The organism is Bacillota bacterium, from assembly GCA_013178415.1.
GTDB lineage: Bacteria > Bacillota > SHA-98 > Ch115 > Ch115 > Ch115.
The window spans coordinates 196,050-217,002 of the sequence record JABLXA010000004.1; the positions used below are offsets into that span (position 1 = coordinate 196,050).

32 protein-coding genes and 4 tRNA genes are annotated in these 20,953 nt (G+C 52.3%); all 36 read left to right on the top strand.

All coding sequences use genetic code 11. The features are described from left to right. The 36 genes from HPY52_04995 to HPY52_05170 all read left to right on the top strand — a co-directional run bounded on the left by HPY52_04995 (position 1) and on the right by HPY52_05170 (position 20,950). The gene (locus tag HPY52_04995) at positions 1-381 is read left to right on the top strand and encodes a hypothetical protein (protein NPV79620.1); all 381 of its coding nucleotides are present in this window, start codon (positions 1-3) and stop codon (positions 379-381) included. A gap of 31 nt (positions 382-412) precedes the next feature. Continuing rightward, entirely contained in the window at positions 413-1,672 is a 1,260-nt protein-coding gene (murA, locus tag HPY52_05000) for a UDP-N-acetylglucosamine 1-carboxyvinyltransferase (GenBank protein NPV79621.1), read from the top strand. A gap of 15 nt (positions 1,673-1,687) precedes the next feature. Then, a complete protein-coding gene (locus HPY52_05005) occupies positions 1,688-3,211 on the top strand; it encodes a cysteine--tRNA ligase (GenBank protein ID NPV79622.1) in 1,524 nt (507 codons plus the stop codon). Positions 3,212-3,240: 29 nt separating this feature from the next. Beyond that, positions 3,241-3,753: a Mini-ribonuclease 3 gene (locus HPY52_05010; protein ID NPV79623.1), complete on the top strand. Its 513-nt coding sequence runs from the start codon at positions 3,241-3,243 to the stop codon at positions 3,751-3,753. A 32-nt stretch (positions 3,754-3,785) separates the two neighbouring features. Then, a complete protein-coding gene (locus HPY52_05015) occupies positions 3,786-4,469 on the top strand; it encodes an FAD-dependent thymidylate synthase (GenBank protein ID NPV79624.1) in 684 nt (227 codons plus the stop codon). A gap of 23 nt (positions 4,470-4,492) precedes the next feature. Beyond that, on the top strand, positions 4,493-5,260 hold the full coding sequence (gene rlmB / locus HPY52_05020) for a 23S rRNA (guanosine(2251)-2'-O)-methyltransferase RlmB (GenBank protein ID NPV79625.1): 768 nt from the start codon (positions 4,493-4,495) through the stop codon (positions 5,258-5,260). A 26-nt stretch (positions 5,261-5,286) separates the two neighbouring features. Beyond that, on the top strand, positions 5,287-6,633 hold the full coding sequence (locus tag HPY52_05025; GenBank protein NPV79626.1) for a vanomycin resistance protein VanB: 1,347 nt from the start codon (positions 5,287-5,289) through the stop codon (positions 6,631-6,633). Between the two features lie 263 nt (positions 6,634-6,896). After that, entirely contained in the window at positions 6,897-7,562 is a 666-nt protein-coding gene (sigH, locus tag HPY52_05030) for an RNA polymerase sporulation sigma factor SigH (protein NPV79627.1), read from the top strand. A gap of 122 nt (positions 7,563-7,684) precedes the next feature. Next, positions 7,685-7,760: transfer RNA gene (locus HPY52_05035), tRNA-Thr, on the top strand. Positions 7,761-7,768: 8 nt separating this feature from the next. Further along, positions 7,769-7,855 (top strand) — tRNA-Tyr (locus tag HPY52_05040). A gap of 102 nt (positions 7,856-7,957) precedes the next feature. Further along, positions 7,958-8,034 (top strand) — tRNA-Gly (locus HPY52_05045). Between the two features lie 7 nt (positions 8,035-8,041). Next, positions 8,042-8,117 (top strand) — tRNA-Thr (locus HPY52_05050). Positions 8,118-8,268: 151 nt separating this feature from the next. Continuing rightward, positions 8,269-9,474, top strand: coding sequence for an elongation factor Tu (gene tuf, locus HPY52_05055; GenBank protein NPV79628.1), 1,206 nt, complete (start codon positions 8,269-8,271; stop codon positions 9,472-9,474). A gap of 151 nt (positions 9,475-9,625) precedes the next feature. After that, on the top strand, positions 9,626-9,934 hold the full coding sequence (gene rpsJ, locus HPY52_05060; protein NPV79629.1) for a 30S ribosomal protein S10: 309 nt from the start codon (positions 9,626-9,628) through the stop codon (positions 9,932-9,934). Positions 9,935-9,973: 39 nt separating this feature from the next. Next, positions 9,974-10,606 carry a 50S ribosomal protein L3 gene (gene rplC, locus HPY52_05065; GenBank protein ID NPV79630.1) on the top strand — a complete coding sequence of 211 codons (633 nt, stop codon included), beginning with the start codon at positions 9,974-9,976 and terminating at the stop codon, positions 10,604-10,606. A gap of 12 nt (positions 10,607-10,618) precedes the next feature. Beyond that, positions 10,619-11,254 carry a 50S ribosomal protein L4 gene (rplD, locus tag HPY52_05070; protein ID NPV79631.1) on the top strand — a complete coding sequence of 212 codons (636 nt, stop codon included), beginning with the start codon at positions 10,619-10,621 and terminating at the stop codon, positions 11,252-11,254. Continuing rightward, positions 11,244-11,528 (top strand): 50S ribosomal protein L23, encoded by a 285-nt coding sequence (gene rplW, locus HPY52_05075; protein NPV79632.1) that lies wholly within the window; start codon positions 11,244-11,246, stop codon positions 11,526-11,528. The genes rplD and rplW overlap by 11 nt, the downstream gene beginning before the upstream one ends. Positions 11,529-11,631: 103 nt before the next feature. Beyond that, positions 11,632-12,459, top strand: a complete 828-nt coding sequence (gene rplB, locus HPY52_05080; GenBank protein ID NPV79633.1) for a 50S ribosomal protein L2 — start codon at positions 11,632-11,634, stop codon at positions 12,457-12,459. A gap of 51 nt (positions 12,460-12,510) precedes the next feature. Beyond that, on the top strand, positions 12,511-12,795 hold the full coding sequence (gene rpsS, locus HPY52_05085) for a 30S ribosomal protein S19 (protein ID NPV79634.1): 285 nt from the start codon (positions 12,511-12,513) through the stop codon (positions 12,793-12,795). 41 nt (positions 12,796-12,836) lie between these two features. Continuing rightward, positions 12,837-13,175 (top strand): 50S ribosomal protein L22, encoded by a 339-nt coding sequence (gene rplV / locus HPY52_05090; protein ID NPV79635.1) that lies wholly within the window; start codon positions 12,837-12,839, stop codon positions 13,173-13,175. 3 nt (positions 13,176-13,178) lie between these two features. Further along, a complete protein-coding gene (rpsC, locus tag HPY52_05095) occupies positions 13,179-13,856 on the top strand; it encodes a 30S ribosomal protein S3 (GenBank protein ID NPV79636.1) in 678 nt (225 codons plus the stop codon). A 2-nt stretch (positions 13,857-13,858) separates the two neighbouring features. Further along, a complete protein-coding gene (gene rplP / locus HPY52_05100) occupies positions 13,859-14,293 on the top strand; it encodes a 50S ribosomal protein L16 (GenBank protein ID NPV79637.1) in 435 nt (144 codons plus the stop codon). Next, positions 14,283-14,486, top strand: a complete 204-nt coding sequence (gene rpmC / locus HPY52_05105) for a 50S ribosomal protein L29 (GenBank protein NPV79638.1) — start codon at positions 14,283-14,285, stop codon at positions 14,484-14,486. The genes rplP and rpmC overlap by 11 nt, the downstream gene beginning before the upstream one ends. 16 nt (positions 14,487-14,502) lie before the next feature. Next, positions 14,503-14,766 (top strand): 30S ribosomal protein S17, encoded by a 264-nt coding sequence (gene rpsQ / locus HPY52_05110; protein ID NPV79639.1) that lies wholly within the window; start codon positions 14,503-14,505, stop codon positions 14,764-14,766. A gap of 66 nt (positions 14,767-14,832) precedes the next feature. Further along, complete coding sequence (rplN, locus tag HPY52_05115) at positions 14,833-15,201, top strand: 50S ribosomal protein L14 (GenBank protein NPV79640.1); 369 nt, start codon at positions 14,833-14,835, stop codon at positions 15,199-15,201. Beyond that, positions 15,095-15,550 carry a 50S ribosomal protein L24 gene (locus HPY52_05120; GenBank protein ID NPV79641.1) on the top strand — a complete coding sequence of 152 codons (456 nt, stop codon included), beginning with the start codon at positions 15,095-15,097 and terminating at the stop codon, positions 15,548-15,550. Before rplN ends, HPY52_05120 begins: the two co-directional genes overlap by 107 nt. Before the next feature lie 32 nt (positions 15,551-15,582). Next, positions 15,583-16,125, top strand: a complete 543-nt coding sequence (gene rplE / locus HPY52_05125) for a 50S ribosomal protein L5 (GenBank protein ID NPV79642.1) — start codon at positions 15,583-15,585, stop codon at positions 16,123-16,125. A 15-nt stretch (positions 16,126-16,140) separates the two neighbouring features. After that, positions 16,141-16,326 carry a type Z 30S ribosomal protein S14 gene (locus HPY52_05130; GenBank protein NPV79643.1) on the top strand — a complete coding sequence of 62 codons (186 nt, stop codon included), beginning with the start codon at positions 16,141-16,143 and terminating at the stop codon, positions 16,324-16,326. A gap of 45 nt (positions 16,327-16,371) precedes the next feature. Then, positions 16,372-16,776: a 30S ribosomal protein S8 gene (rpsH, locus tag HPY52_05135; protein NPV79644.1), complete on the top strand. Its 405-nt coding sequence runs from the start codon at positions 16,372-16,374 to the stop codon at positions 16,774-16,776. A gap of 37 nt (positions 16,777-16,813) precedes the next feature. Beyond that, positions 16,814-17,368, top strand: coding sequence for a 50S ribosomal protein L6 (rplF, locus tag HPY52_05140; GenBank protein NPV79645.1), 555 nt, complete (start codon positions 16,814-16,816; stop codon positions 17,366-17,368). 37 nt (positions 17,369-17,405) lie between these two features. After that, positions 17,406-17,774 carry a 50S ribosomal protein L18 gene (locus tag HPY52_05145; protein ID NPV79646.1) on the top strand — a complete coding sequence of 123 codons (369 nt, stop codon included), beginning with the start codon at positions 17,406-17,408 and terminating at the stop codon, positions 17,772-17,774. A 34-nt stretch (positions 17,775-17,808) separates the two neighbouring features. Further along, the gene (rpsE, locus tag HPY52_05150) at positions 17,809-18,315 is read left to right on the top strand and encodes a 30S ribosomal protein S5 (protein NPV79647.1); all 507 of its coding nucleotides are present in this window, start codon (positions 17,809-17,811) and stop codon (positions 18,313-18,315) included. A 58-nt stretch (positions 18,316-18,373) separates the two neighbouring features. Beyond that, a complete protein-coding gene (gene rpmD, locus HPY52_05155) occupies positions 18,374-18,574 on the top strand; it encodes a 50S ribosomal protein L30 (protein NPV79648.1) in 201 nt (66 codons plus the stop codon). A 28-nt stretch (positions 18,575-18,602) separates the two neighbouring features. Beyond that, positions 18,603-19,043 carry a 50S ribosomal protein L15 gene (rplO, locus tag HPY52_05160; GenBank protein ID NPV79649.1) on the top strand — a complete coding sequence of 147 codons (441 nt, stop codon included), beginning with the start codon at positions 18,603-18,605 and terminating at the stop codon, positions 19,041-19,043. Then, a complete protein-coding gene (secY, locus tag HPY52_05165) occupies positions 19,044-20,291 on the top strand; it encodes a preprotein translocase subunit SecY (protein ID NPV79650.1) in 1,248 nt (415 codons plus the stop codon). 11 nt (positions 20,292-20,302) lie between these two features. Continuing rightward, on the top strand, positions 20,303-20,950 hold the full coding sequence (locus HPY52_05170) for an adenylate kinase (protein ID NPV79651.1): 648 nt from the start codon (positions 20,303-20,305) through the stop codon (positions 20,948-20,950). Positions 20,951-20,953: the final 3 nt, after the last annotated feature.

Here is a 20,953-nt window from a genome sequence, read left to right on the forward strand (position 1 = left end):
ATGCGGTCTGTTGGAGAGAGGATCTCTGTGAAGGTTTTCCGGCGGTCTTTATTGGCTGCAACGCTCTCCTGTTTGATCCCGGGTCTCGGCCAGGTCTACACGGGGCATCCCCGGCGAGGTATATACCTTGCTTTCGGCTGCATCATTCCGGGCATTGCCTGGTGGCTTTTGTTTCGGGCCAATGTCCTGAATGCGTCCATAGTGGCCTTTGGCCCTGTGACAGCGCATATGGGCCATCTAAGATCCCTCTTATATCGGTATATCGCTCTGGGCCTGCCTATACTCGGCCTATGGCTCGGTAACATATTTGACGCTTATTTTTTGATGAGCAAGAGAAGAATGGAAGGCATGAGATATTCAAATACAGAATCGGGCTCTTAGATCTTGTCTTTGGCTGTAAGGGGGGCCGGGCGTGGGTACACTCCTGATAGAAGGTGGATACAGGCTTAATGGGACTATCAAACTTACTGGAGGAAAGAATAGCGCTCTAGGGATAATTGCCGGAGCCGCCTTGGGATATGGGAAGACCATCCTTGAAAATGTCCCGAATTATACAGACACTCATATATTGTGTGATATCCTAAAGGAGCTTGGGGCTGAGATTGAGTGGCCTGCGCCAGGAGTCCTGGCTATTGATGGGACTAATATAGGGAATGACACCCCTTCTTATGAGCTGGTAAGAAAGCTCAGGGCGTCATTTTACACCGCCGGCTTACTGCTGAGCAGACTCGGCAGGGCTTCTGTCCCGTTTCCCGGAGGTGACATGATTGGAGCACGGGGAATCGACTTTCATCTCAATGGCTTTAGGGCATTGGGCGCGGATGTATCTATAGAGCATGGCTATGTAAAGCTGAGAGCGGGCAGGTTGAGGGGTGCGGATTTCTATGTGGGAAAGGCGAGCCATGGCACGACGGTGAATATGATGCTGGCCGCGGTATGCGCCGAGGGAACCACTATCTTGGAGAATGCCGCCCGTGATCCCGAGATTGTAGACCTCAGCGTGCTCTTGAACAGTATGGGGGCCAAGATCAGGGGAGCCGGAACGGGCACGATACGGATCGATGGAGTGGAACGTCTTGGAGCGACCCGGCATGAGATCATCCCTGACAGGCTTGAGGCCGGCACCTTCATGATAGCCGCTGCCGCGACAGGTGGGGATATCGTAGTAGAGGATGCCGTGGCCGAGCATCTAACCACCGTCATCATCAAACTAAGAGAGGCTGGCGTTGAGATCATCGAAGTGCCTGAGGGCCTGCGTGTTATTGGCCCCGAGCACCCCGTAGCCGTAAATATCGAAACCCAACCTTATCCAGGATTTCCTACAGATTTACAACCCCAGTTCACCGCCTTGATGACAAGATGTAATGGGATCGCAGCCATTACAGAGACCCGGTTCGAAAGCCGTTTTGGGTATGCTGACGAACTCAGGAGGATGGGGGCCAATTTACAGGTGGACCGGGATACCATAATAGTGAGAGGAGTGGATAAGCTAACCGGCGCTCCTCTTGAATCTCCTAGGGACATAAGGGGCGGTGCTGCCCTGATAATCGCAGGGCTAATGGCGGAAGGGATTACAGAGGTCCATGGCATGGAGCATATAGACCGCGGTTATGACCGCATCGAAGAAAAGCTGTCTAGTCTCGGCGCCAAAGTAAGACGCCTGGAGAAATAGTCGGGGGGGAAAGCGATGGGTATAAGGATATACAATACGCTTACGAAAAGAAAAGAAGATTTCATTCCGAGACAGCCAGGAAGGGTCGATATCTATCAATGTGGCGTTACCCCTTATGATTACACTCATATGGGACATGCCCGGCAATATGTCTTGTGGGATATCATAAGGAAATACCTTAGATATAGGGGGTTTCAGACATTCTGTGTCCAAAACGTCACAGACATAGAGGATAAGATCATTGCCAGGGCGGCAGCTAAGGGAATATCTCCTTCGGAGCTCGCAAGGCAGTTTGATCAGGAATTTCTGGAAACGATGGAGGCATTGGGGGTAGAACCTCCAGACGTTTATCCGAGGGTCACGGATCATATCGATGACATCATAGCCGTGATCGATGGCTTGGTTAGAAACGGTCATGCCTATGAGACAGAAAATGGCGTTTACTTCGATGTTGCTTCATTTCCGGGGTACGGTAAGCTCTCGGGGCGGACTCGAGATGAGATGTTGGCGGGCGCAAGGGTGGAAGTTGATGAAAAAAAGAAAGATCCAGCGGATTTTGCATTGTGGAAAAAGGCCAAGCCAGGGGAGCCTGCGTGGAATAGCCCCTGGGGCCCCGGGAGGCCGGGGTGGCATATAGAATGCTCGACCCTGGCGTTGAAATATCTTGGGAGCGGATTCGACATGCATGGGGGAGGGACAGACCTCATCTTCCCTCACCATGAGAACGAGATCGCACAAGCCGAGGCGTACACGGGTAAGGAGCCTTTCGTAAGATATTGGGTCCATCATGAGATGCTCAATGTCGATCGGGAAAAGATGTCGAAATCTCTTGGCAACCTTTTCACCGTCCGTGATGTCTTGAGAGATTTCAGACCTGAAGAGGTCAGATATTTCCTTGTATCTACCCATTACCGTAGCCCGGCCAATTTCGGCGTCGCTGAATTAGAATCCGCAAGGAGCGCCCTGGACCGTCTCCTAAATGCACTGGATGCCATTGACCATGCCCTGAAATCTTTTGCCAGCAGCAGTTCACCCGCTGGCCAAGGTACACCCGCCGAAGTCATCCCCGACAGTGATTCAAAGACGGGAGAAGGTCCGGAGGGTTCATCGATTCTAGCGCAAGAACTGATTCAACAGATAGAAAAGGCGCGCAGGGATTTCATCGAGGCTATGGATGATGATTTCAACACGGCCGGCGCCCTTGGGGCGCTGCACTCTCTGGCTCGTGCGGCAAATACCTTCCTGAGACGAAAGCCCATGCCCACATCGGCGGAGGAAGTTGCAGGCTTGAAAGCCGCCAGGGAGACCCTTTTAGAGCTCGGAGATCTATTGGGGATTTACCCGCGGGGTATTCAAACGGCAGGGACAGATCATGACCTCTTTGAGCGGTTGATTGAATTCATTGTGGAGGTCCGGGACAGCGCGAGGCGGCGTAAGGATTGGCAGGTTGCCGATGAGATTCGCGATGGGCTTGGCAGACTGGGCATAATCCTGGAGGACACCCCGCAAGGCACCAGGTGGAAGAAGGAGAGAATTTGAAGGTCCTTGAGAAGGCTGTTTGCTTCCTGATGGAGGTCATAGGTCGGGCACATCATCATAGCCCCGATCCTTCAAGGACTGCAAGCCATGTTCAGGGAGCTCGGGGTGTTCATGGCGCTCAGGAGATCGTGCCTACCCCTGACCCACATGATCTGGATATCTTTCCGGAGATCTCTCCTCTGGTCCTGGCTTATCTTGGTGATGCAGTATATGAACTTTGCGCCCGCACCTGGGCGGTTGCCCAGCGGAAGGACCATAGTGTTGAGGATCTTCACAAGACGGTATCAAGACTGGTCAAGGCGGATGCGCAGGCGAAGGCATTTCTACGTCTGGAGCCCTGCCTTACAGACGAGGAACTGTGGATACTACATCGGGGAAGAAATGCCAAAGGCCGCCGGCATCCCAAATCCGCTGGTGTCACTGCCTATCGGAAGAGCACTGGATTCGAGGCTCTGATTGGCTATTTGTATCTTACCGGTCGGCATGAACGTCTGATGCAGTTGGTGGATTGGAGCCTGGAAGAGCTTACGGAACGGGATTAGCAGAATGGGAGAGGAATTAAATTATGGCTGGAATGAGTGTCAAGCTGATCTCTTACACCCCTGATCCAGAACGAGTTGTCGCCGCGGCTGCGCGGCTTTGTTATTCAAAGATCGGAGCAGCCAAGCTGTTTGAAGATCTGACTGACGAAAGAGTGGGGGAACTAATTGAGACCCTTCTATCTTCTGGACATCTATCCCCGACTGAACATGCCTCATTTACCTTTGCGATAGAAGGAGTGAGCCGGAGCCTTTCTCATCAGTGCGTGCGCCACCGCATAGCATCATATTCGCAGCAGTCTCAGAGATGGGTTGATGAGAAGGAGTTCGATTACGTTATTCCTCCTTCGATAAGAGACAACCATGAAGCATTGGGGATTTATACAGAGGCCATTGCAGTCATTCAAGATGCTTACCAAAAGCTGCAGGGCATGGTCCCTAGAGAAGATGCCCGATTTATTCTTCCGAATGCATGTGAGACCAAATTCGTCATGACGATGAATTGCCGGAGTCTTTACAACTTCTTCGAGAAGAGGCTGTGCCAGCGCGCCCAATGGGAAATCCGGGAGATGGCACAGCTCATGCTAATCGAAGTCAGGCGCGTCGCCCCAAGGTTGTTTGCCAAAGTGGGGCCTTCTTGTGAGACCCATGGGATCTGCACCGAGGGGAAATTCTCCTGCGGGCGAATCACCCAGCTCAATATGGCCAAGAATACTTGAGGGGACAGGGAGGTGCCGGTGTCTTGGCGGATTCCCCAGACCATGACGAACTGCAATTGATCATCGGGCGAAATGCGGTAATTGAGGCGATAAAAGCTGGTCGCCCTATAAACAGGATTTTGATAGCCAAGGGAACTGGTGGATCTATCAAGCAAAAAATCCTGGTTCTTGCCAAGGATCGGAGGATCCCCGTGGTGGAGGTTGATAGGAGGAGACTTGACGTCACGACCGGTGATGGGTTGCATCAGGGTGTTATTGCTTTTGGTTCGCCTATAGCATACAAAGACCCGGAGGAGATCCTGGCTCTTGCCAGGTCTCGGGGTGAGGCTCCTTTAGTGGCCGTATTGAATGGAATTCTCGACCCCCAAAATCTAGGCGCCATTCTGAGGACCTCCAGCGCCGCCGGTGTCCATGGAGTCATAATCCGGGAAAGACGCCAGGTCGGCCTCACTCCGGCCGTAGCTCGTGCGTCAGCAGGAGCTATAGAATATGTGCATGTAGCTCGGGTTCCAAATATCATAAATGCGGTAAGATGGCTTAAGGATAATGGATTATGGGTGGTTGCCTCGCATGCGGAGGCTGATGAGACACTCTGGAATGTGGACCTTTCCGGTCCGCTGGCTGTGGTGGTTGGGGGAGAGGATGCCGGAGTCGGTCCGGCTCTGCTAAAAGAGTGCGACCTTGCCGTCAGGATACCGATGCAACCGGGGAGAGTCACGTCCCTCAACGCTTCAGTAGCTTATGCCATACTGATTTACGAAGTGATGCGTCAGAGGATGGCATCATCATAGCATGGCATAGATTTGGGGTGGGCTGTATGAGGCGAAGGGACCATTTTCTCCTTGTCGCGTCGGTCACCGCGATTTTCCTCGGGGCTTCATTGGGAATCGGCGCCTACTATTTCCTCGGAGATCATGTCATGGCGGGAGTTTCGCTGGCCGGTTTCAAGGTAGGCGGATGCGATGCTGGATCTTTAACCGGGATAGTCGCCGAATTAAAGAAATATCTTGCGCATGAGCCGATAACCCTGGTTTATGGTGGATATCGACGTGCCATTCACCCGGAGGAATTGGGGGTTTCCATCGATGCTGGGGCCACCGTTGAAGATTTGCTTCATGCAGGTAGACAGGGCCCGCTAAGAGACCGGGTCGCCATGATAGTCGGCGCCCATGGTTCCGGTATCGATTTGCCGGTCCGGGTTTCAGTCGACCCCCAGAAATTAGGAGAGATGCTGTTAAGAATAGCTAATGATATAAACATCGAACCCCGCAACGCCTCGTTCGAGGATGAAACTGGCGCCGAAATCGCGGAGAGGCCTGGTAGGCGCCTCAAAGTGGATGAGTTCCGCAATATGATACTCGATGCATTAGGAAGGTTCCCCAGGGAGGATATCTCACTTCCCGTGGAGATCATCCGGCCCGCGACCACACTGGAGGAGTTGCGGTCGGCGGGGGCACGGATCATGATCAGCTCATACAGGTCATTCTTTGACCCTTCTAATAGGGACCGTTCCTACAATATAAGGCTTACGGCATCAAGGCTGAATGGCATCATCGTAGGACCAGGCGAAGAGTTTTCCTTTAATGAAGCGGTCGGTCCCCGTGGGCCAGAATATGGTTTTCGTGAGGCCTTTGAGATCGTGTCGCGGGAATTCGTGCCTGGCTTCGGCGGAGGAGTATGCCAGATGTCCTCCACTTTGTATAATGCCGCCCTGCTCGCTGGCCAACACATAACCGAGCGGCATTGTCATTCATTGCCGCTGAACTATGTACCTCTTGGCCGAGACGCGACAGTCCATTATGGTTCTCTCGACCTCAAGTTCAGGAATCCTCTGCCCTGGCCGGTGATGATACAGGCAAAGGTTACCGGCAATCAGGTGATTGCCAGCATCTATGGCCGTCGCAATCTAGGGTATGAGGTCCAGGTCAAGACCGAGGAGATTGAACGCATCGAGCCATCTGTGGTTGAAAGGCTCGATCCCACTCTGCCCGAAGGCAAGGAGATTCATGAACAGGACGGGCAACCAGGGTATAAGGTGAAGACGATCAGGGTGATGCTGAAAGACGGAAAGGAAATCCGTAGAGAGGACATATCCTTCGATACTTACTCCCCAATTGCCTCTATTGTACGGGTTGGGAGCGGACCGCTATCTGTCAAGCGCTGACGTTGAAAGATGGCAGGGCTTGGGCAATCCTAGATGGATGCGTTTGAATGTCTGACGAGTCCCTTGACTTGTCCTTTTCTGGTCGTATATAATTACATTAGTAGCTCGCATGGGGGAGAAATCGGGGTAGTCTAGAAGACAAGCTATCCCTCTATATTCCTGTCTTCGCTTATCCCATTTATAGAAGTCTTACAAGATAATTTTGACAATAACATATGAGGAACCCGTCTGGTAGTTTTGGGCTGGTCGGGCGCTTTTCAGCAATGGCACTGGAGGCGATAGGGTTGGGCGCGAACGCCGGAGAATTGGCCTTTGATGGCTACCAGTCAATGGTGGATGAAGAGGTCGTTGAGAATGCGAGAAAAGGTGATCGTTCGGCCGAAGAATACCTTATTAACAAATACAAGAATTTCGTCCGTGCTAAGGCGCGTTCCTACTTTCTCATTGGAGCCGACCGCGAAGATATAGTTCAGGAGGGAATGATCGGACTCTTCAAAGCGATTCGTGATTTTCGAAGTGACAAGCTCGCTTCATTCAGGGCATTTGCTGAGTTATGTATCACCAGGCAGATCATAACCGCCATCAAGACCGCGACTCGCCAGAAGCACATCCCACTCAATTCGTATGTGTCCTTGAACAAACCTATCTATGATGAGGAATCCGATCGTACCTTGCTGGATGTCCTCTCCGGGACACGCGTCACAGATCCCGAGGAAGTAGTGATAAGCAGGGAGGAATTCGTGGATATAGAGGCGAAGATGGGCGAGTTTCTCTCTGATCTCGAATGGCAGGTTTTGATGTCATATCTTGATGGCAAGTCCTATCAAGAGATAGCCTGTGATCTTCACAGGCACGTTAAGTCGATTGATAACGCGCTGCAGCGCGTCAAGCGAAAGCTGGAACGGTACATAGAAAAGCGCGATGCCTGAATATTTCAGTCTTATATGCCCGTTAATCAGGATTTTGGAGCGCAAATAGGATAAGATATCCATTGACAAAGACGTTAGTTTCAGGCAATATAGTAGTGCTGTATATATGATGACGCGCAGATGCCGACGTAGCTCAATTGGCAGAGCAGCTGATTTGTAATCAGCAGGTTGCGGGTTCGAGTCCCATCGTCGGCTCCAGATGCAGTGGAGAGGTACCCGAGCTGGCCAAAGGGGGCAGACTGTAAATCTGCTGGCGCACGCCTTCAGTGGTTCGAATCCACTCCTCTCCACCATACAAATTCAACATGCTGTATAGCGCCGGATTCCAGCGATTCCGGGTGCCAAAATACTCAAATTAACCATGACGGCCTTACATCGGGCCGCATCATAAGGTTGCGGGAATAGCTCAGTTGGCTAGAGCGTCAGCCTTCCAAGCTGAATGTCGCGGGTTCGAATCCCGTTTCCCGCTCCAATTTCGAGCCCACGTAGCTCAGCAGGCAGAGCACATCCATGGTAAGGATGGGGTCACCGGTTCAATTCCGGTCGTGGGCTCCAAAATCGGCCGGAGTGATCTCCGGTTTTTTATTGAATACCTCTGCGATATCCGGATATGATCTAGTGAGCGCTGGGCATTCTACTCTTGGGCATAAGACTTTTTAATTCATAGATATTGGACTTGCTTATCTATTGGGAGGTAAACAGAGAGATGGCAAAGCAGAAATATGAGAGGACTAAGCCGCACGTAAACGTAGGGACGATAGGTCATATCGACCATGGCAAGACAACTCTTACATCAGCTATCACGCTAGTGTTGTCGAAGCATGGTATGGCGAACTACCGGACATTCGATACGATTGACAATGCTCCGGAAGAGAGGGAGCGGGGTATCACGATAGCGACTTCACATGTAGAGTATGAGACGGAGAAGAGGCACTATGCGCACGTAGACTGTCCTGGGCATGCGGACTATGTGAAGAACATGATCACGGGCGCGGCGCAGATGGACGGAGCGATACTGGTGGTGTCAGCGGAAGACGGGCCGATGCCGCAGACGAGGGAGCACGTGTTGCTGGCTAGGCAGGTAGGAGTGCCGTATATAGTGGTATTTTTGAACAAGGTAGACAGGATGGAAGGGGAAGAGGAGTTAATAGACCTTGTTGAGATGGAAGTTCGGGACATACTGAACAAGAATGAATTTCCCGGGGATGAGATACCGTTTGTGAGGGGATCGGCGTTAAAGGCGCTTGAGTGTGGATGTGGGAAGAGAGAGTGCAAGTGGTGTGGGAGCATATTGGAGCTGATGGATGCGGTAGACAATTATGTTCCGACGCCGAAGAGGGATACGGACAAGCCGTTCTTGATGCCGGTGGAGGATGTATTCAGCATAACGGGTAGAGGGACTGTAGCCACAGGTAGAGTAGAGCGCGGGATGGTGAAGGTAGGGGACGAGGTAGTAATAGTAGGGTTGAGTCCGGAGATAAGGAAGACAGTAGTGACAGGGGTAGAGATGTTCAGGAAGACGCTGGACGCTGGAGTAGCAGGGGACAACATAGGGGTATTGCTGAGAGGGATAGAGAAGGACGAGGTAGAGAGGGGCCAGGTATTGGCGAAGCCGGGGTCGATAACTCCGCACACGAAGTTCACGGCAGAGGTGTATATCCTGTCGAAGGAAGAGGGAGGGCGGCACACGCCATTTTTCAATGGGTATAGGCCGCAGTTCTACTTTAGGACGACGGATGTGACAGGGAGCACGAAGTTGCCGGAGGGTGTGGAGATGGTAATGCCCGGGGACAACATAAAGATGGAGATAGACCTGATAACGCCGATAGCGATGGAAGAGGGTCTTAGGTTTGCAATAAGGGAAGGTGGCAGGACCATAGGCAAGGGAGTCGTCACCTCCATAATCGAGTAGATTTTCGCGCAACTCTCTGACACGCATTTGGGTTGATGGGCGTTGATATGGATAACGCGATGAAGCGAGAGGTTGCCGGGTGAGTGATTTCCCGGGGAATTCTCGCGGAGCATGTCCGCAAAGAGCAATCGGACGAAAAGAGGGGAATGGTATGGCAGGTCACAAGATCAGGATACGGCTGAAGGCATTTGATCACAGACTTTTGGATCAGTCGGCGGAAAAGATCGTCGAGACTGCAAAACGCAGTGGCGCCTTTGTGTCCGGCCCTATCCCGCTCCCAACCGAGAGAAGCGTATATACGGTGCTCAGGTCACCGCATATCGACAAGGACTCAAGGGAGCAGTTCGAGATGAGGACACATAAGAGGCTGATTGACATCCTCGAACCAACTCAAAAAACTGTCGAGGATCTTATGCGCCTCGATCTCCCGGCCGGTGTAGATATCGAGATTAAACTCTAGACCGTCCGTGGGATGCTGGAATAGGGGGGTGTGAAGCTGTTGGCCAAGGGAATTTTGGGCAAAAAGGTGGGCATGACCCGCATATTCGATGAGAATGGTGTCATTACTCCGGTGACGGCGATTGAAGCCGGCCCCTGTCAGATAGTGCAGAAGAAAACTAGAGATAGGGACGGCTATGATGCCATACAACTGGGATTTGGAACCAGGTCACAGGCCGCTATCACGAAGCCTGTCAGGGGACATCTGAAGAAGGCGGGCATAGAGCAGCCTGTAAGGTACCTTAAGGAAATACGGGTCGATAACCCAGACCAGTATAATGTGGGCCAGACTATCAAGGCTGACATTTTCCAGGAGGGTGAGATGGTCGATGTGACCGGGACCACGATAGGGAAAGGATTCACCGGGGTGGTCAAGAGGTGGAACTTCAATAGGGGTCCCATGTCACATGGATCTATGTATCACCGACGTGTCGGTTCACTCGGAGCTACAGACCCTCAGCGTGTATTCAAGGGACGGCGAATGCCGGGCAGGATGGGCGCTGAGAGGGTGACGATCCAGAAACTTCGCATCGTCAAGGTAGATCCTGAGAAGAACCTCATCCTCGTGAAAGGGTCAGTTCCTGGCACCCGAGGAAGCCTCCTGACCATAAGGGAGAGCGTTAAGAAGGGGTGAGGAATGGCGATTATGGCTAAAGGTGTGGTTTACAACGTCAAAGGTGAGCAGGTCGGCCAGGTGGAGCTGAATGAGGCCATTTTTGACGCGCCTGTGAATACTGCGGTGCTTCATGAGGCAGTCGTGATGCAGCAGGCCAGCGAAAGGCTTGGAACGGCCAAGACGAAGACCATTGGCGAAGTCAGCGGGGGAGGAATCAAACCCTGGCGACAGAAGGGAACAGGCCGGGCCAGGCACGGGAGCCGCCGGTCGCCGCTCTGGCCTGGTGGCGCGACGCTTTTCGGTCCTATGCCGCGCGACTACGGATATGAGCTGCCCAAGAAGGTGAGGAGGCTTGCCCTGAAGTCCGCGATTTCGTCGAAATTTAAGTCCGGCGAATTGATCATCGTTGATGACCTAAGGCTGAGTGAGCCCAAGACGCGAGAGATGTCGAACATTCTTGCGAATTTGAACGCGCAGGGCAATGTCCTCATAGTGACAGACAAACCCGATAGGTTGGTTCAGCTTTCCAGTGGCAACATACCGGGCGTGAAGACTCTTGAGGTGCGACGGCTGAACGTGCGCGATATTTTGGCGAGCGACAAGATACTGATGACTCGCGACGCCGTCAACGGCCTGGAGGAGGTGCTTGGAAACAATGGAGCCTAGGGATGTAATCATTCGTCCTCTCGTTACAGAGAAGAGCACCGGCCAGCTGGAAGACAGGAAGTATTCATTTGTGGTTGACAAAAGGGCCCATAAGCTCGAGATAAAAAAGGCCGTAGAAGAGATATTCAAGGTAAAGGTCAAGGATGTAAACACTGTAGCCGTCAAGGGGAAGAAAAAGCGCATGGGGCGTTTCGTTGGGACTACCCCTGATTGGAAGAAGGCCGTTGTGACCCTTGAGGAAGGACAGAGTATCCCTCTATTTGAAGGGGTATAGGGTTTAATCGAAGGGCTGAATAGACATGAGCAAGTCGGAGTCTCCGTGTCATCCGGGTCCCATATCCGGATGACGGTTGTCAGAAGAAAGGAGGGACTTGAGATTGGGGATAAAGAACTACAGGCCTGTTACTCCGGGACGGAGGCAGATGACTGTATCTGACTTTGAGGAGATTACTAAAGTAGAGCCGGAAGAATCGCTTCTCGCCCCACTGCGCAAGAAGGGCGGGCGAAATGCCTATGGCCGGATCACCGTTCGGCAAAGAGGCGGCGGGCATAAGAGGATGTACAGGATTATTGATTTCAAGCGCGATAAGGATGGCATACCGGCCAAGGTGGCGTCCATAGAATATGATCCCAATCGTTCCGCGCGAATAGCGCTCTTAAACTATGTAGATGGTGAGAAGAGATATATTCTGGCGCCCTTGGGGCTGAATGTTGGAGACACGGTCATGTCAGGACCGGGCGCTGATATCAAGCCCGGAAATGCTCTGCCTCTTGCCCAGATCCCTACAGGCACCATGATCCACAATATCGAGCTGGTCCCTGGCAAGGGAGGCCAGCTTGTGCGGGCGGCAGGAATGGGTGCCCAGTTGCTGGCCAAGGAGGGCGAATATGCCCATGTGAGGTTGCCTTCCACTGAGGTGAGACTCATAAGTCTAAATTGCAAGGCAACCATAGGCCAAGTGGGGAATGTGGAGCATGAGAACGTGACTCTAGGCAAGGCTGGAAGAAAAAGATGGTTGGGGCGCAGGCCCGAAGTCCGTGGTGTGGTCATGAACCCTGTTGATCATCCACATGGCGGCGGCGAAGGGAAGGCGCCTGTTGGTCGCAAGAGCCCGGTCTCCCCATGGGGATGGCCGACCCTTGGATATAAGACTCGTAAGCCTAAGGCCTCAGATAAGTTCATTGTGAGAAGACGCAACCAGTAGGAAGCCTCGTTTGATTATAACCTTGAGACCCTTGTGAAAGGGGGAGGATGGATGTCGAGGTCACTTAAGAAGGGACCATATGTTGATCCAAAGCTTCTTGCCAAGATCAACAAGATGAACGAGACGGGCGAGAAGACCGTAATCAAGACATGGTCGAGGGATTCGACGATTTTTCCTGAAATGGTCGGGCATACGATAGCTGTACATGACGGACGAAGACATGTACCGGTGTATATTACTGAGGACATGGTTGGACATAAACTCGGAGAGTTTGCGCCCACCAGGACGTTTAGAGGTCACGGAGCTCATACCGAGAGATCCACGGCCTTGAAATAATTCCTCGGCGATGGGTACGTTACTATCAGGGGGGATAAAGGGTGGAAGCAAAGGCCCATGCCAAGTATGTACGGATTTCGCCACGCAAGGTAAGGCGGGTGGTAGACCTTATACGGGGCAAAGACGCTACAGAGGCGCTGGTCCTGCTGAGACACTTGCCGGAGATTTCCGCATCCGTCGTTGAAAAGGTGCTGAAATCGGCCGTGGCGAATGCTGAGCACAATTTAGAATTGAACCGCAGGGATCTCTACGTCGCCGAGGCTTATGTGAATCAAGGCCCGACCATGAAGAGATGGCGGGCGCGAATGAGAGGGATGCCTGCGCCTATCAGAAAAAGAAGCAGTCACATTACTGTGATCGTCAGAGAGAAGGAGGGGTGATGAGTGGGTCATAAAGTGCACCCGTTTGGGCTCAGATTGGGAATAATCAAAGACTGGCCCAGCAAATGGTTTGCGCGTAAAGGTTTTTCCGAGCTCTTGCATGAAGATTACAATATTCGGCGATACCTAAAAAATAGGCTTTATGCTGCCGGGGTCTCCAAAATAGAGATTGAAAGGGCAGCAAACCGTGTCAAGGTCACAGTTCACACCGCAAGGCCCGGAATGGTCATCGGAAGAGGTGGCCAGGAGGTTGAAAGCCTGAGGAAGGACCTTGAGATTCTTACCGGCAAGCAGGTTGGCCTATATATTTCCGAAATCAAGTATCCGGAACTCGATGCGCAGCTGGTCGCAGAGAATATCGCCCAGCAGATAGAGAAACGTGTATCATTCCGAAGGGCGATGAAACAGGCAATGAGCAGAGCGGCAAAGCTTGGGGCCCTAGGCTTCCGCGTCAAATGCAGCGGTCGCCTGGCAGGTGCGGAAATCGCAAGGACTGAGGGCTATAATGAGGGCAAGGTGCCTCTTCATACTCTTCGTGCCGATGTGGATTATGGTTTTGCCGAGGCTCATACGACCTACGGGCGGATAGGCGTAAAGGTATGGATCTATAAGGGTGAAGTACTGCCTGAGAAGCCCAAACGTCCTGTTGAGAATACGGCAGCTGCCGGGGGAGGCGAGTAGGCATGCTTCAACCGAAGCGAGTAAAACATCGCAAAGTGCAACGCGGTAGAATGAAGGGCGAGGCGACAAGAGGATCGGAGCTATATCTGGGCGAATATGGGTTGAAGGCCATGGAGCCGGGCTGGATTACTGACCGCCAGATCGAGGCTGCTCGAATTGCCATGACCCGGTATATCAAACGTGGCGGGAAAGTCTGGATAAAGATCTTTCCCGACAAACCAGTGACCGCCAAACCCGCCGAAACCCGAATGGGAAGTGGCAAGGGAAACCCTGAATATTGGGTAGCCGTTGTCAAGCCCGGGCGCATACTCTTCGAGATAGCTGGAGTGCCCGAAGACGTGGCAAGGGAGGCCATGAGACTCGCGGGTTTCAAGTTGCCCATTAAGAGCAGGTTTGTGAAGCGTGAGGAAATGGTGGGTGAGGTCCATGAAGGTTAGAGAGATCCGAGACCTGACGAATGAAGAATTGGAAAGCCGGCTTAGGGACCTCAAGGAAGAACTTTTCAACCTCCGGTTTCAGATTGCTACCGGCCAGCTTGACAACCCTATGAGAGTGCGCGACGTCCGAAAGACCATCGCGAGGGTCAAGACTGTGCTGCGCGAGCGACAACTTGGGATAACAGGTGCGTGAAGGGAGGCTGGTGGAATTGGCTGAAGCCGATCGAGGCACGAGGAAGGAACGTGTCGGCGTGGTAGTCTCCAATGCCATGGATAAGACGGTGGTTGTCGCCGTTGAACGACGCGTGCGTCACCGCCGATATGGCAAGATCCTGACCAGGACTACTAAGGTCAAGGCACATGATGAGGGAAATGAATGCAATATCGGGGATAAAGTGAGGGTAATGGAGACTCGCCCGCTTAGCAAAGAGAAAAGATGGCGAGTCGTGGAGATTCTCGAGAAAGCTAAGTAGCCTTTGATCTTCCATGCTACGGGCATTTCGATGCCCTGGGCAGGCTGGGAATAGGGGGTGATTCAAATGATTCAACCACAAACCATGTTGAACGTAGCGGATAATACCGGTGGCAGGAAGATCATGTGCATCAGGGTCATGGGTGGCTCTAACCGACGTTATGCGACTGTTGGGGATGTAATCATGGCAACAGTCAAGGACGCTGTGCCAGGTGGTATGGTGAAAAAGGGAGAAGTGGTGAGAGCCGTGGTCGTCAGGACCACCAAACAGATCCCAAGGCCCGATGGCTCCTATATAAAGTTTGACGAAAATGCAGCAGTGATCATAAATGATCAGAATAATCCGAGGGGCACGAGAATCTTCGGACCAGTGGCAAGGGAACTTAGAGATAGGGATTTTACCAAGATCCTATCCCTCGCTCCTGAAGTGCTGTAGTGATGAGGTGAGGAAAGTGGCGCTTTTAAGGCCCAAGATCAAAAAGGGAGATACAGTGGTAGTGATCTCCGGGGAGCATAAAGATCGCCGCGGAAAAGTGCTCAAGGTCTTCCCGCGAGAAGGGCGGGCTACTGTAGAAGGGGTCAATATCCTGAAACGGCATACGAGGCCGACTCGAACCGCTCCCCAAGGAGGCATTGTGGAGAGGCCTGGGCCCCTTCCCATATCAGCGCTTATGCTGGTATGTCCCAGGTGCAGTAAGCCGGCCAGGATAGGGAGAGAGAGGCTGGCCGATGGTTCATATGTACGGATTTGCCGCCGATGTGGCCAGGATATCGATAGTAAGTAAAGTGATGCTGTTTCTGGGTAGGGGGTGAGAATATGCCGTCGCGCTTGAAGGAGAAATATCTGAAGGAAGTAGCCCCTCTTCTTGCCCAAAAGTTTGGGTATAAGAGCCCCATGCAGGTGCCCAAGATCGAGAAGGTGGTCATCAACATGGGAGTAAGTGACGCCGTAGGTGACCCCAAGATGCTTGATGCGGCTGTAAACGACCTCACGGCGATTTCCGGGCAGAAGCCCTTGATCACTCGTGCGAAGAAATCAATTGCCGCCTTCAGGATCAGGGCTGGCATGCCCATCGGGTGCAAGGTCACATTAAGGGGCGACCGGATGTATTATTTCCTGGATAAGCTTTTCAATGCGGCGCTACCTCGCATTAGAGATTTCCGCGGGGTGCCGCGAGATAGTTTCGATGGAAGAGGCAATTATACACTCGGGATCAAAGAACAATTGATATTCCCAGAAATTTCTTATGATAAGGTCGATAAAATCCGTGGCATGGATATAACCATTGTAAGCACTGCCAAGACGGATGAAGAGGCCTATGAGCTACTGAAAGCCATGGGACTGCCATTCAGGGCGTAGTAAGGAGGGAGCTGTTTGGCTAAGAAATCTCTTATTGCAAAACAGAGACGGCCGCAGAAATATCGCGTGAGGGAATATCACAGGTGCCGTATCTGCGGTAGGCCAAGGGCTTATATGCGCAAATTCGACCTGTGCCGTATCTGCTTCCGTGAGCTTGCTCACCGGGGAGAGATCCCGGGTGTGACGAAAGCCAGCTGGTAAGAGGCGATTATTGAGTCAAAGGAGTCAGAAAGGAGGTAGGTATGGATGCAATCTACCGATCCTATTGCTGATATGCTTACACGGATAAGGAATGTAAACATTGCCGCCGGCGATGTTGTAGAAGTGCCCGCATCTAAGGTTAAGCGCGAACTAGCGAGGATACTCAGGGAAGAGGGTTTTATTCGGGATTTCGAGATTGTAAAGTCAAAGGACGGCAAGAAGGGGACCCTCAAGCTCTATCTGAGATACGGGCCTAATAAAACGCGAGTAATTGCGGGGCTAAAGAGGATAAGTAAGCCCGGCCGCCGCATATACACTAGGAAGAATGAGGTGCCCAAAGTGCTCGGTGGCCTGGGAGTGGCCATCATCTCCACTCCAAAAGGGATCATGAGCGATAAAGAGGCGCGCAAGAATGGTCTCGGCGGGGAAGTCATTTGTTATGTGTGGTAATATATGATGGTATGCGGCATGATCGGGAGGTGATGGTATGTCCAGAATAGGGAGAATGCCGATCGAGATACCCCAAGGTATCGAGGTCAAGGTCGATGGGGATTCGGTGACGGTCAAGGGGCCCAAAGGGACACTCACGCAAAAGCTCAGCAATAGGGTGAAGGTCTCTTTGCAAGATTCAAAGATCATTGTGACGCGTGAGGCAGAGGATAAAGAGGCAAGGTCTCTTCATGGGCTCTCGAGAACCCTCATCGCAAATATGATCAAGGGTGTAATACAGGGTTACGAAAAGGGGCTTGAAATCTCCGGAGTCGGTTACAGGGCTGCCAAGCAAGGGAATAAGCTTGTGCTCACCGTTGGATATTCTCAGCCTGTTGAGGTGACTCCGAGACCCGGTATAGACATCGAGGTGCCTGCTCCCACGAAGATTGTGGTGAAAGGCATCGATAAGCAACTGGTTGGCCAGACTGCCGCCGAGATACGGGCGATAAGAAAGCCCGAACCTTATAAGGGTAAAGGGATTAGGTATGCAGGAGAGCATATCCGCCAGAAGGCAGGAAAGGCTGGCAAGGCCGCTGGCGGGAAGAAGTAAGATTTCCGTTCAGCCGTGAAAAAGGGGGCAGTCGCATATGATCAAAGGTACTGATAGACGTGCTGCCAGGCTCAGGAGACATGCGAGGATCAGGAGGGACATCAAAGGTACGGCAGAACGCCCACGTCTGAGCGTTTTCAGGAGTCTCTCCCATATCTATGCGCAGGTTATCGATGATGAGGCGGGCCATACCTTAGTTTCATGTTCATCTGTTGAGCCTGAGGTTAGGCAGCAAATTCCATATGGAGGCAATACAGAGGCCGCCAAGCTGGTGGGCAAACTCATAGCCAGCAGGGCGCTCGCCAAGGGGATCAGGCAAGTCGTATTTGATAGAGGCGGAAATCTCTATCATGGTAGGGTCAAGGCCCTCGCCGATGGCGCAAGGGAGGCCGGCTTGGAGTTTTAGACCTTCACATTATGAAAGGCGAGGAGGGAAGATGATGCAAAGGAAACGGATCGACCCAGAGGGATTGGACCTTAAAGAGAAGGTCGTCGCTATCGATCCAGTGGCCAAGACCACTAAGGGAGGAAGGACTAGGAACTTTCGTGCCTTGGTGGTTGTAGGCGATGGGAATGGCCATGTAGGCGTCGGTCTTGGCAAGGCGGCTGAGGTTTCAGAGGCCATCAGAAAAGGTACAGAGAAGGCCAAGAAAAACCTGTTTGAGGTTCCCATCGCTGGCACTACAATTCCCCATGAAGTAGTGGGGCATTTCGGTGCGGGGACGGTCTTGCTCAAGCCCGCTATGGAAGGCACCGGAGTCATCGCAGGAGGACCCGTCAGGGCGTTGCTGGAATGCGCGGGGATCAAGGATATTTTGACAAAATCTCTTGGGTCTTCTAACCCGATCAATGTGGTCAGCGCGGCGGTCCAAGGCCTTCGTTCCTTGAGGACGGCTGAAGAGGTAGCCAGACTTCGTTCCAAATCTGTGGAGGAACTGCTGGCTTGAGCCGTCGCGTGTTGTGAAGGAATGAAAGGGCAACAATGCTGTCAGGAAGGTGGAAACGATGGAAACTGGCAAGACCAAGAGACTCAAGGTCACATTGATCAAGAGCCCCATAGGTTTCCCCAGGGATCAGAGGGATACCGTCAGGGCTCTAGGGTTGCGTAAACTGAATGGAGTCAATATATTGGATGACAACCAGGCCATCCGAGGGATGATCGCCAAGGTGAGGCATTTGGTTACCGTAGATGAACTTGCGGAGTGAAAAGAGGAAAAGAGGGGGAAAACTGATCATGAAACTTCATGAGCTCAGACCCCCAGCCGGGGCAAAACACGATCCTAAGAGAAGGGGGCGTGGCATAGGGTCGGGGCTCGGCAAGACAGCTGGCAGAGGGCATAAAGGCCAGCTGGCTCGATCCGGCGGGGGTAAGGGCCCTGGTTTCGAGGGAGGACAGACGCCGCTGCAGCGTCGACTTCCTACGAGGGGCTTTAATAATCCGTTCAAGAAGGAATTTGTCGAGGTAAATGTATCCAAGTTGAACCGTTTTGAGGATGGAACCCAGGTAACCCCCGAGCTCCTGGTTCAGGAGGGCGTCATAAAGCAAATCAAAGACGGGATCAGGATCCTGGGTAATGGGGAAGTCAACAAAGCTCTTACAGTAAGAGCCAATGGATTCTCAAAGTCTGCGATTGCCAAGATAGAGGCAGCTGGTGGGAAAGTTGAGGTGATATAGGTGCTACAATCCTTGATAAATGCATTCAGGGTGGGGGACCTCAGGCGTAAACTGGTGTATACAGCGCTTCTCCTGGCAGTATTTAGGATCGGGTGCTATATACCTGTTCCTGGGGTAAATGCAGCCAAGCTTGTAGACCAATTTGGAGAGGGCGGACTTTTTAGCCTTCTTGATATGTTCGCAGGGGGAGCGCTCAAGAATTTCACGGTCTTTGCAATGGGCGTGAACCCCTATATCACTTCGTCCATCATAATCCAGTTGTTGACCGTAGTTGTGCCGGCTCTTGAGCAGCTGGCAAAGGAAGGCATCGAGGGCAGGAAGAAGATCGCGCAGTATACCAGGTATGGCACGTTGGTGCTTGGAATCATCCAGGCTCTAGGGATCACCATGGCCATCAAAGGCGCCGTGGAGGTTCCTGGGGTGCTTGCCATTGTCCTTATTGTCACTACTCTAACCGCGGGAACTTGTTTCCTTATGTGGCTTGGTGAGAAAATTACTGAGCATGGCATAGGCAATGGAATCTCCCTTATAATCTTTACAGGTATTGTGGCAAGATATCCGGCCAATATCCATGTGACAGCCCTGACCATAGGGCAGGGGGGAATAAACCCATTGAATGTAGTCTTGTTCTTGCTGTTGGCAGTGGCTTCTGTCATAGGGGTCATTTGGATCCAGGAAGGGCAGAGGAGAATACCGGTGCAGTATGCCAAGAGAGTTGTAGGACGTAGGATGTATGGCGGGCAAAGCACGCATCTGCCACTCCGAGTGAACCAGGCAGGCGTGATGCCGGTGATCTTTGCGTCGTCGGTTCTTGCATTCCCTATGACCATAGCTCAGTTCGTGCCGAAGCTTGAGTTTTTGAGGACTTGGCAGCAGGATCATGTACTCTATATGACAATCTACGCCATCCTGGTGGTGTTGTTTACCTACTTCTATACGGCCGTCACTTTCAATGTGAATGAAGTGGCCAGTAACATGAAGAAGTATGGTGGGTTCGTTCCCGGTATCAGGCCGGGTAAGCCGACGGCAGACTATCTGGAGAGGGTGCTTTCGAGGATTACGCTTGTTGGGGCCATATTCCTGGCGGCGATTGCTCTTCTGCCGACCTTTATGTCGTCCATTACAAAGGTAAGCAGCATTTATTTCGGTGGCACAGCCTTGCTTATCGTCGTAGGAGTCGCCTTGGACACGATGAAACAGATTGAAGCTCAGCTGCTGATGCGGCAGTACGAGGGATTCATCAAATAGGAGGAAGCGTTATGAGGATGGTTCTTCTGGGCCCCCCGGGAGTAGGCAAGGGTACCCAGGCGGAGAAACTTGCGCAATATTATGATGTACCTCATATATCAAGCGGTGATATGTTTAGGACGGCTCTTGCCAAGGGTACCCCCCTGGGTCTAGAGGCAAAGAAGTATATGGAAGCCGGGAGGCTCGTGCCAGATGAGGTAACCATAGGGCTGGTCAAGGAGAGGCTCGAGGCTCAAGATACGCATGCAGGGTTCATCCTGGATGGTTTCCCTCGCACTCTTCCCCAAGCGGAGGCCCTCGATAAGCTCCTGAAGGAGCTCTCGATGCCCCTCGACTACGTGGTGAGCATCGAGGCCAAGCAGGAAGTAGTTGTGGAAAGGCTGGTGGCGCGGAGGACCTGCAAGAAGTGCGGGGCTGTGTATCATCTGGTGTTCAATCCACCTGCAACACCTGGAAGATGTGACAAATGCGGCGGAGAACTCTATCAGAGGTCAGATGATACCGAAACTACTGTAAGACGTCGACTTGAAGTCTATTATGCTGAAACGGAGCCCCTCATCGGATATTATCGGCAGCAGGGTTTGCTAATCTCGGTGAATGGGGAGCAGGACATTGATGATGTTTTCGCGGAGATCAGGAAGAGTATCAAGGCGTCATAAGTC

Bases quoted from the DNA above. Each gene is read 5' to 3' on its own strand.
- HPY52_04995 (NPV79620.1), top strand. From the start codon at position 1: ATGCGGTCTGTTGGAGAGAGGATCTCTGTGAAGGTTTTCCGGCGGTCT.
- HPY52_05005 (NPV79622.1), top strand. From the start codon at position 1,688: ATGGGTATAAGGATATACAATACGCTTACGAAAAGAAAAGAAGATTTC.
- HPY52_05010 (NPV79623.1), top strand. From the start codon at position 3,241: ATGGAGGTCATAGGTCGGGCACATCATCATAGCCCCGATCCTTCAAGG.
- HPY52_05015 (NPV79624.1), top strand. From the start codon at position 3,786: ATGAGTGTCAAGCTGATCTCTTACACCCCTGATCCAGAACGAGTTGTC.
- HPY52_05025 (NPV79626.1), top strand. From the start codon at position 5,287: ATGAGGCGAAGGGACCATTTTCTCCTTGTCGCGTCGGTCACCGCGATT.
- sigH (NPV79627.1), top strand. From the start codon at position 6,897: ATGGCACTGGAGGCGATAGGGTTGGGCGCGAACGCCGGAGAATTGGCC.
- tuf (NPV79628.1), top strand. From the start codon at position 8,269: ATGGCAAAGCAGAAATATGAGAGGACTAAGCCGCACGTAAACGTAGGG.
- rpsJ (NPV79629.1), top strand. From the start codon at position 9,626: ATGGCAGGTCACAAGATCAGGATACGGCTGAAGGCATTTGATCACAGA.
- rplD (NPV79631.1), top strand. From the start codon at position 10,619: ATGGCTAAAGGTGTGGTTTACAACGTCAAAGGTGAGCAGGTCGGCCAG.
- rplW (NPV79632.1), top strand. From the start codon at position 11,244: ATGGAGCCTAGGGATGTAATCATTCGTCCTCTCGTTACAGAGAAGAGC.
- rpsS (NPV79634.1), top strand. From the start codon at position 12,511: ATGTCGAGGTCACTTAAGAAGGGACCATATGTTGATCCAAAGCTTCTT.
- rplP (NPV79637.1), top strand. From the start codon at position 13,859: ATGCTTCAACCGAAGCGAGTAAAACATCGCAAAGTGCAACGCGGTAGA.
- rpmC (NPV79638.1), top strand. From the start codon at position 14,283: ATGAAGGTTAGAGAGATCCGAGACCTGACGAATGAAGAATTGGAAAGC.
- rplN (NPV79640.1), top strand. From the start codon at position 14,833: ATGATTCAACCACAAACCATGTTGAACGTAGCGGATAATACCGGTGGC.
- HPY52_05120 (NPV79641.1), top strand. From the start codon at position 15,095: ATGATCAGAATAATCCGAGGGGCACGAGAATCTTCGGACCAGTGGCAA.
- rplE (NPV79642.1), top strand. From the start codon at position 15,583: ATGCCGTCGCGCTTGAAGGAGAAATATCTGAAGGAAGTAGCCCCTCTT.
- rpsH (NPV79644.1), top strand. From the start codon at position 16,372: ATGCAATCTACCGATCCTATTGCTGATATGCTTACACGGATAAGGAAT.
- rplF (NPV79645.1), top strand. From the start codon at position 16,814: ATGTCCAGAATAGGGAGAATGCCGATCGAGATACCCCAAGGTATCGAG.
- HPY52_05145 (NPV79646.1), top strand. From the start codon at position 17,406: ATGATCAAAGGTACTGATAGACGTGCTGCCAGGCTCAGGAGACATGCG.
- rpsE (NPV79647.1), top strand. From the start codon at position 17,809: ATGCAAAGGAAACGGATCGACCCAGAGGGATTGGACCTTAAAGAGAAG.
- rpmD (NPV79648.1), top strand. From the start codon at position 18,374: ATGGAAACTGGCAAGACCAAGAGACTCAAGGTCACATTGATCAAGAGC.
- rplO (NPV79649.1), top strand. From the start codon at position 18,603: ATGAAACTTCATGAGCTCAGACCCCCAGCCGGGGCAAAACACGATCCT.
- HPY52_05170 (NPV79651.1), top strand. From the start codon at position 20,303: ATGAGGATGGTTCTTCTGGGCCCCCCGGGAGTAGGCAAGGGTACCCAG.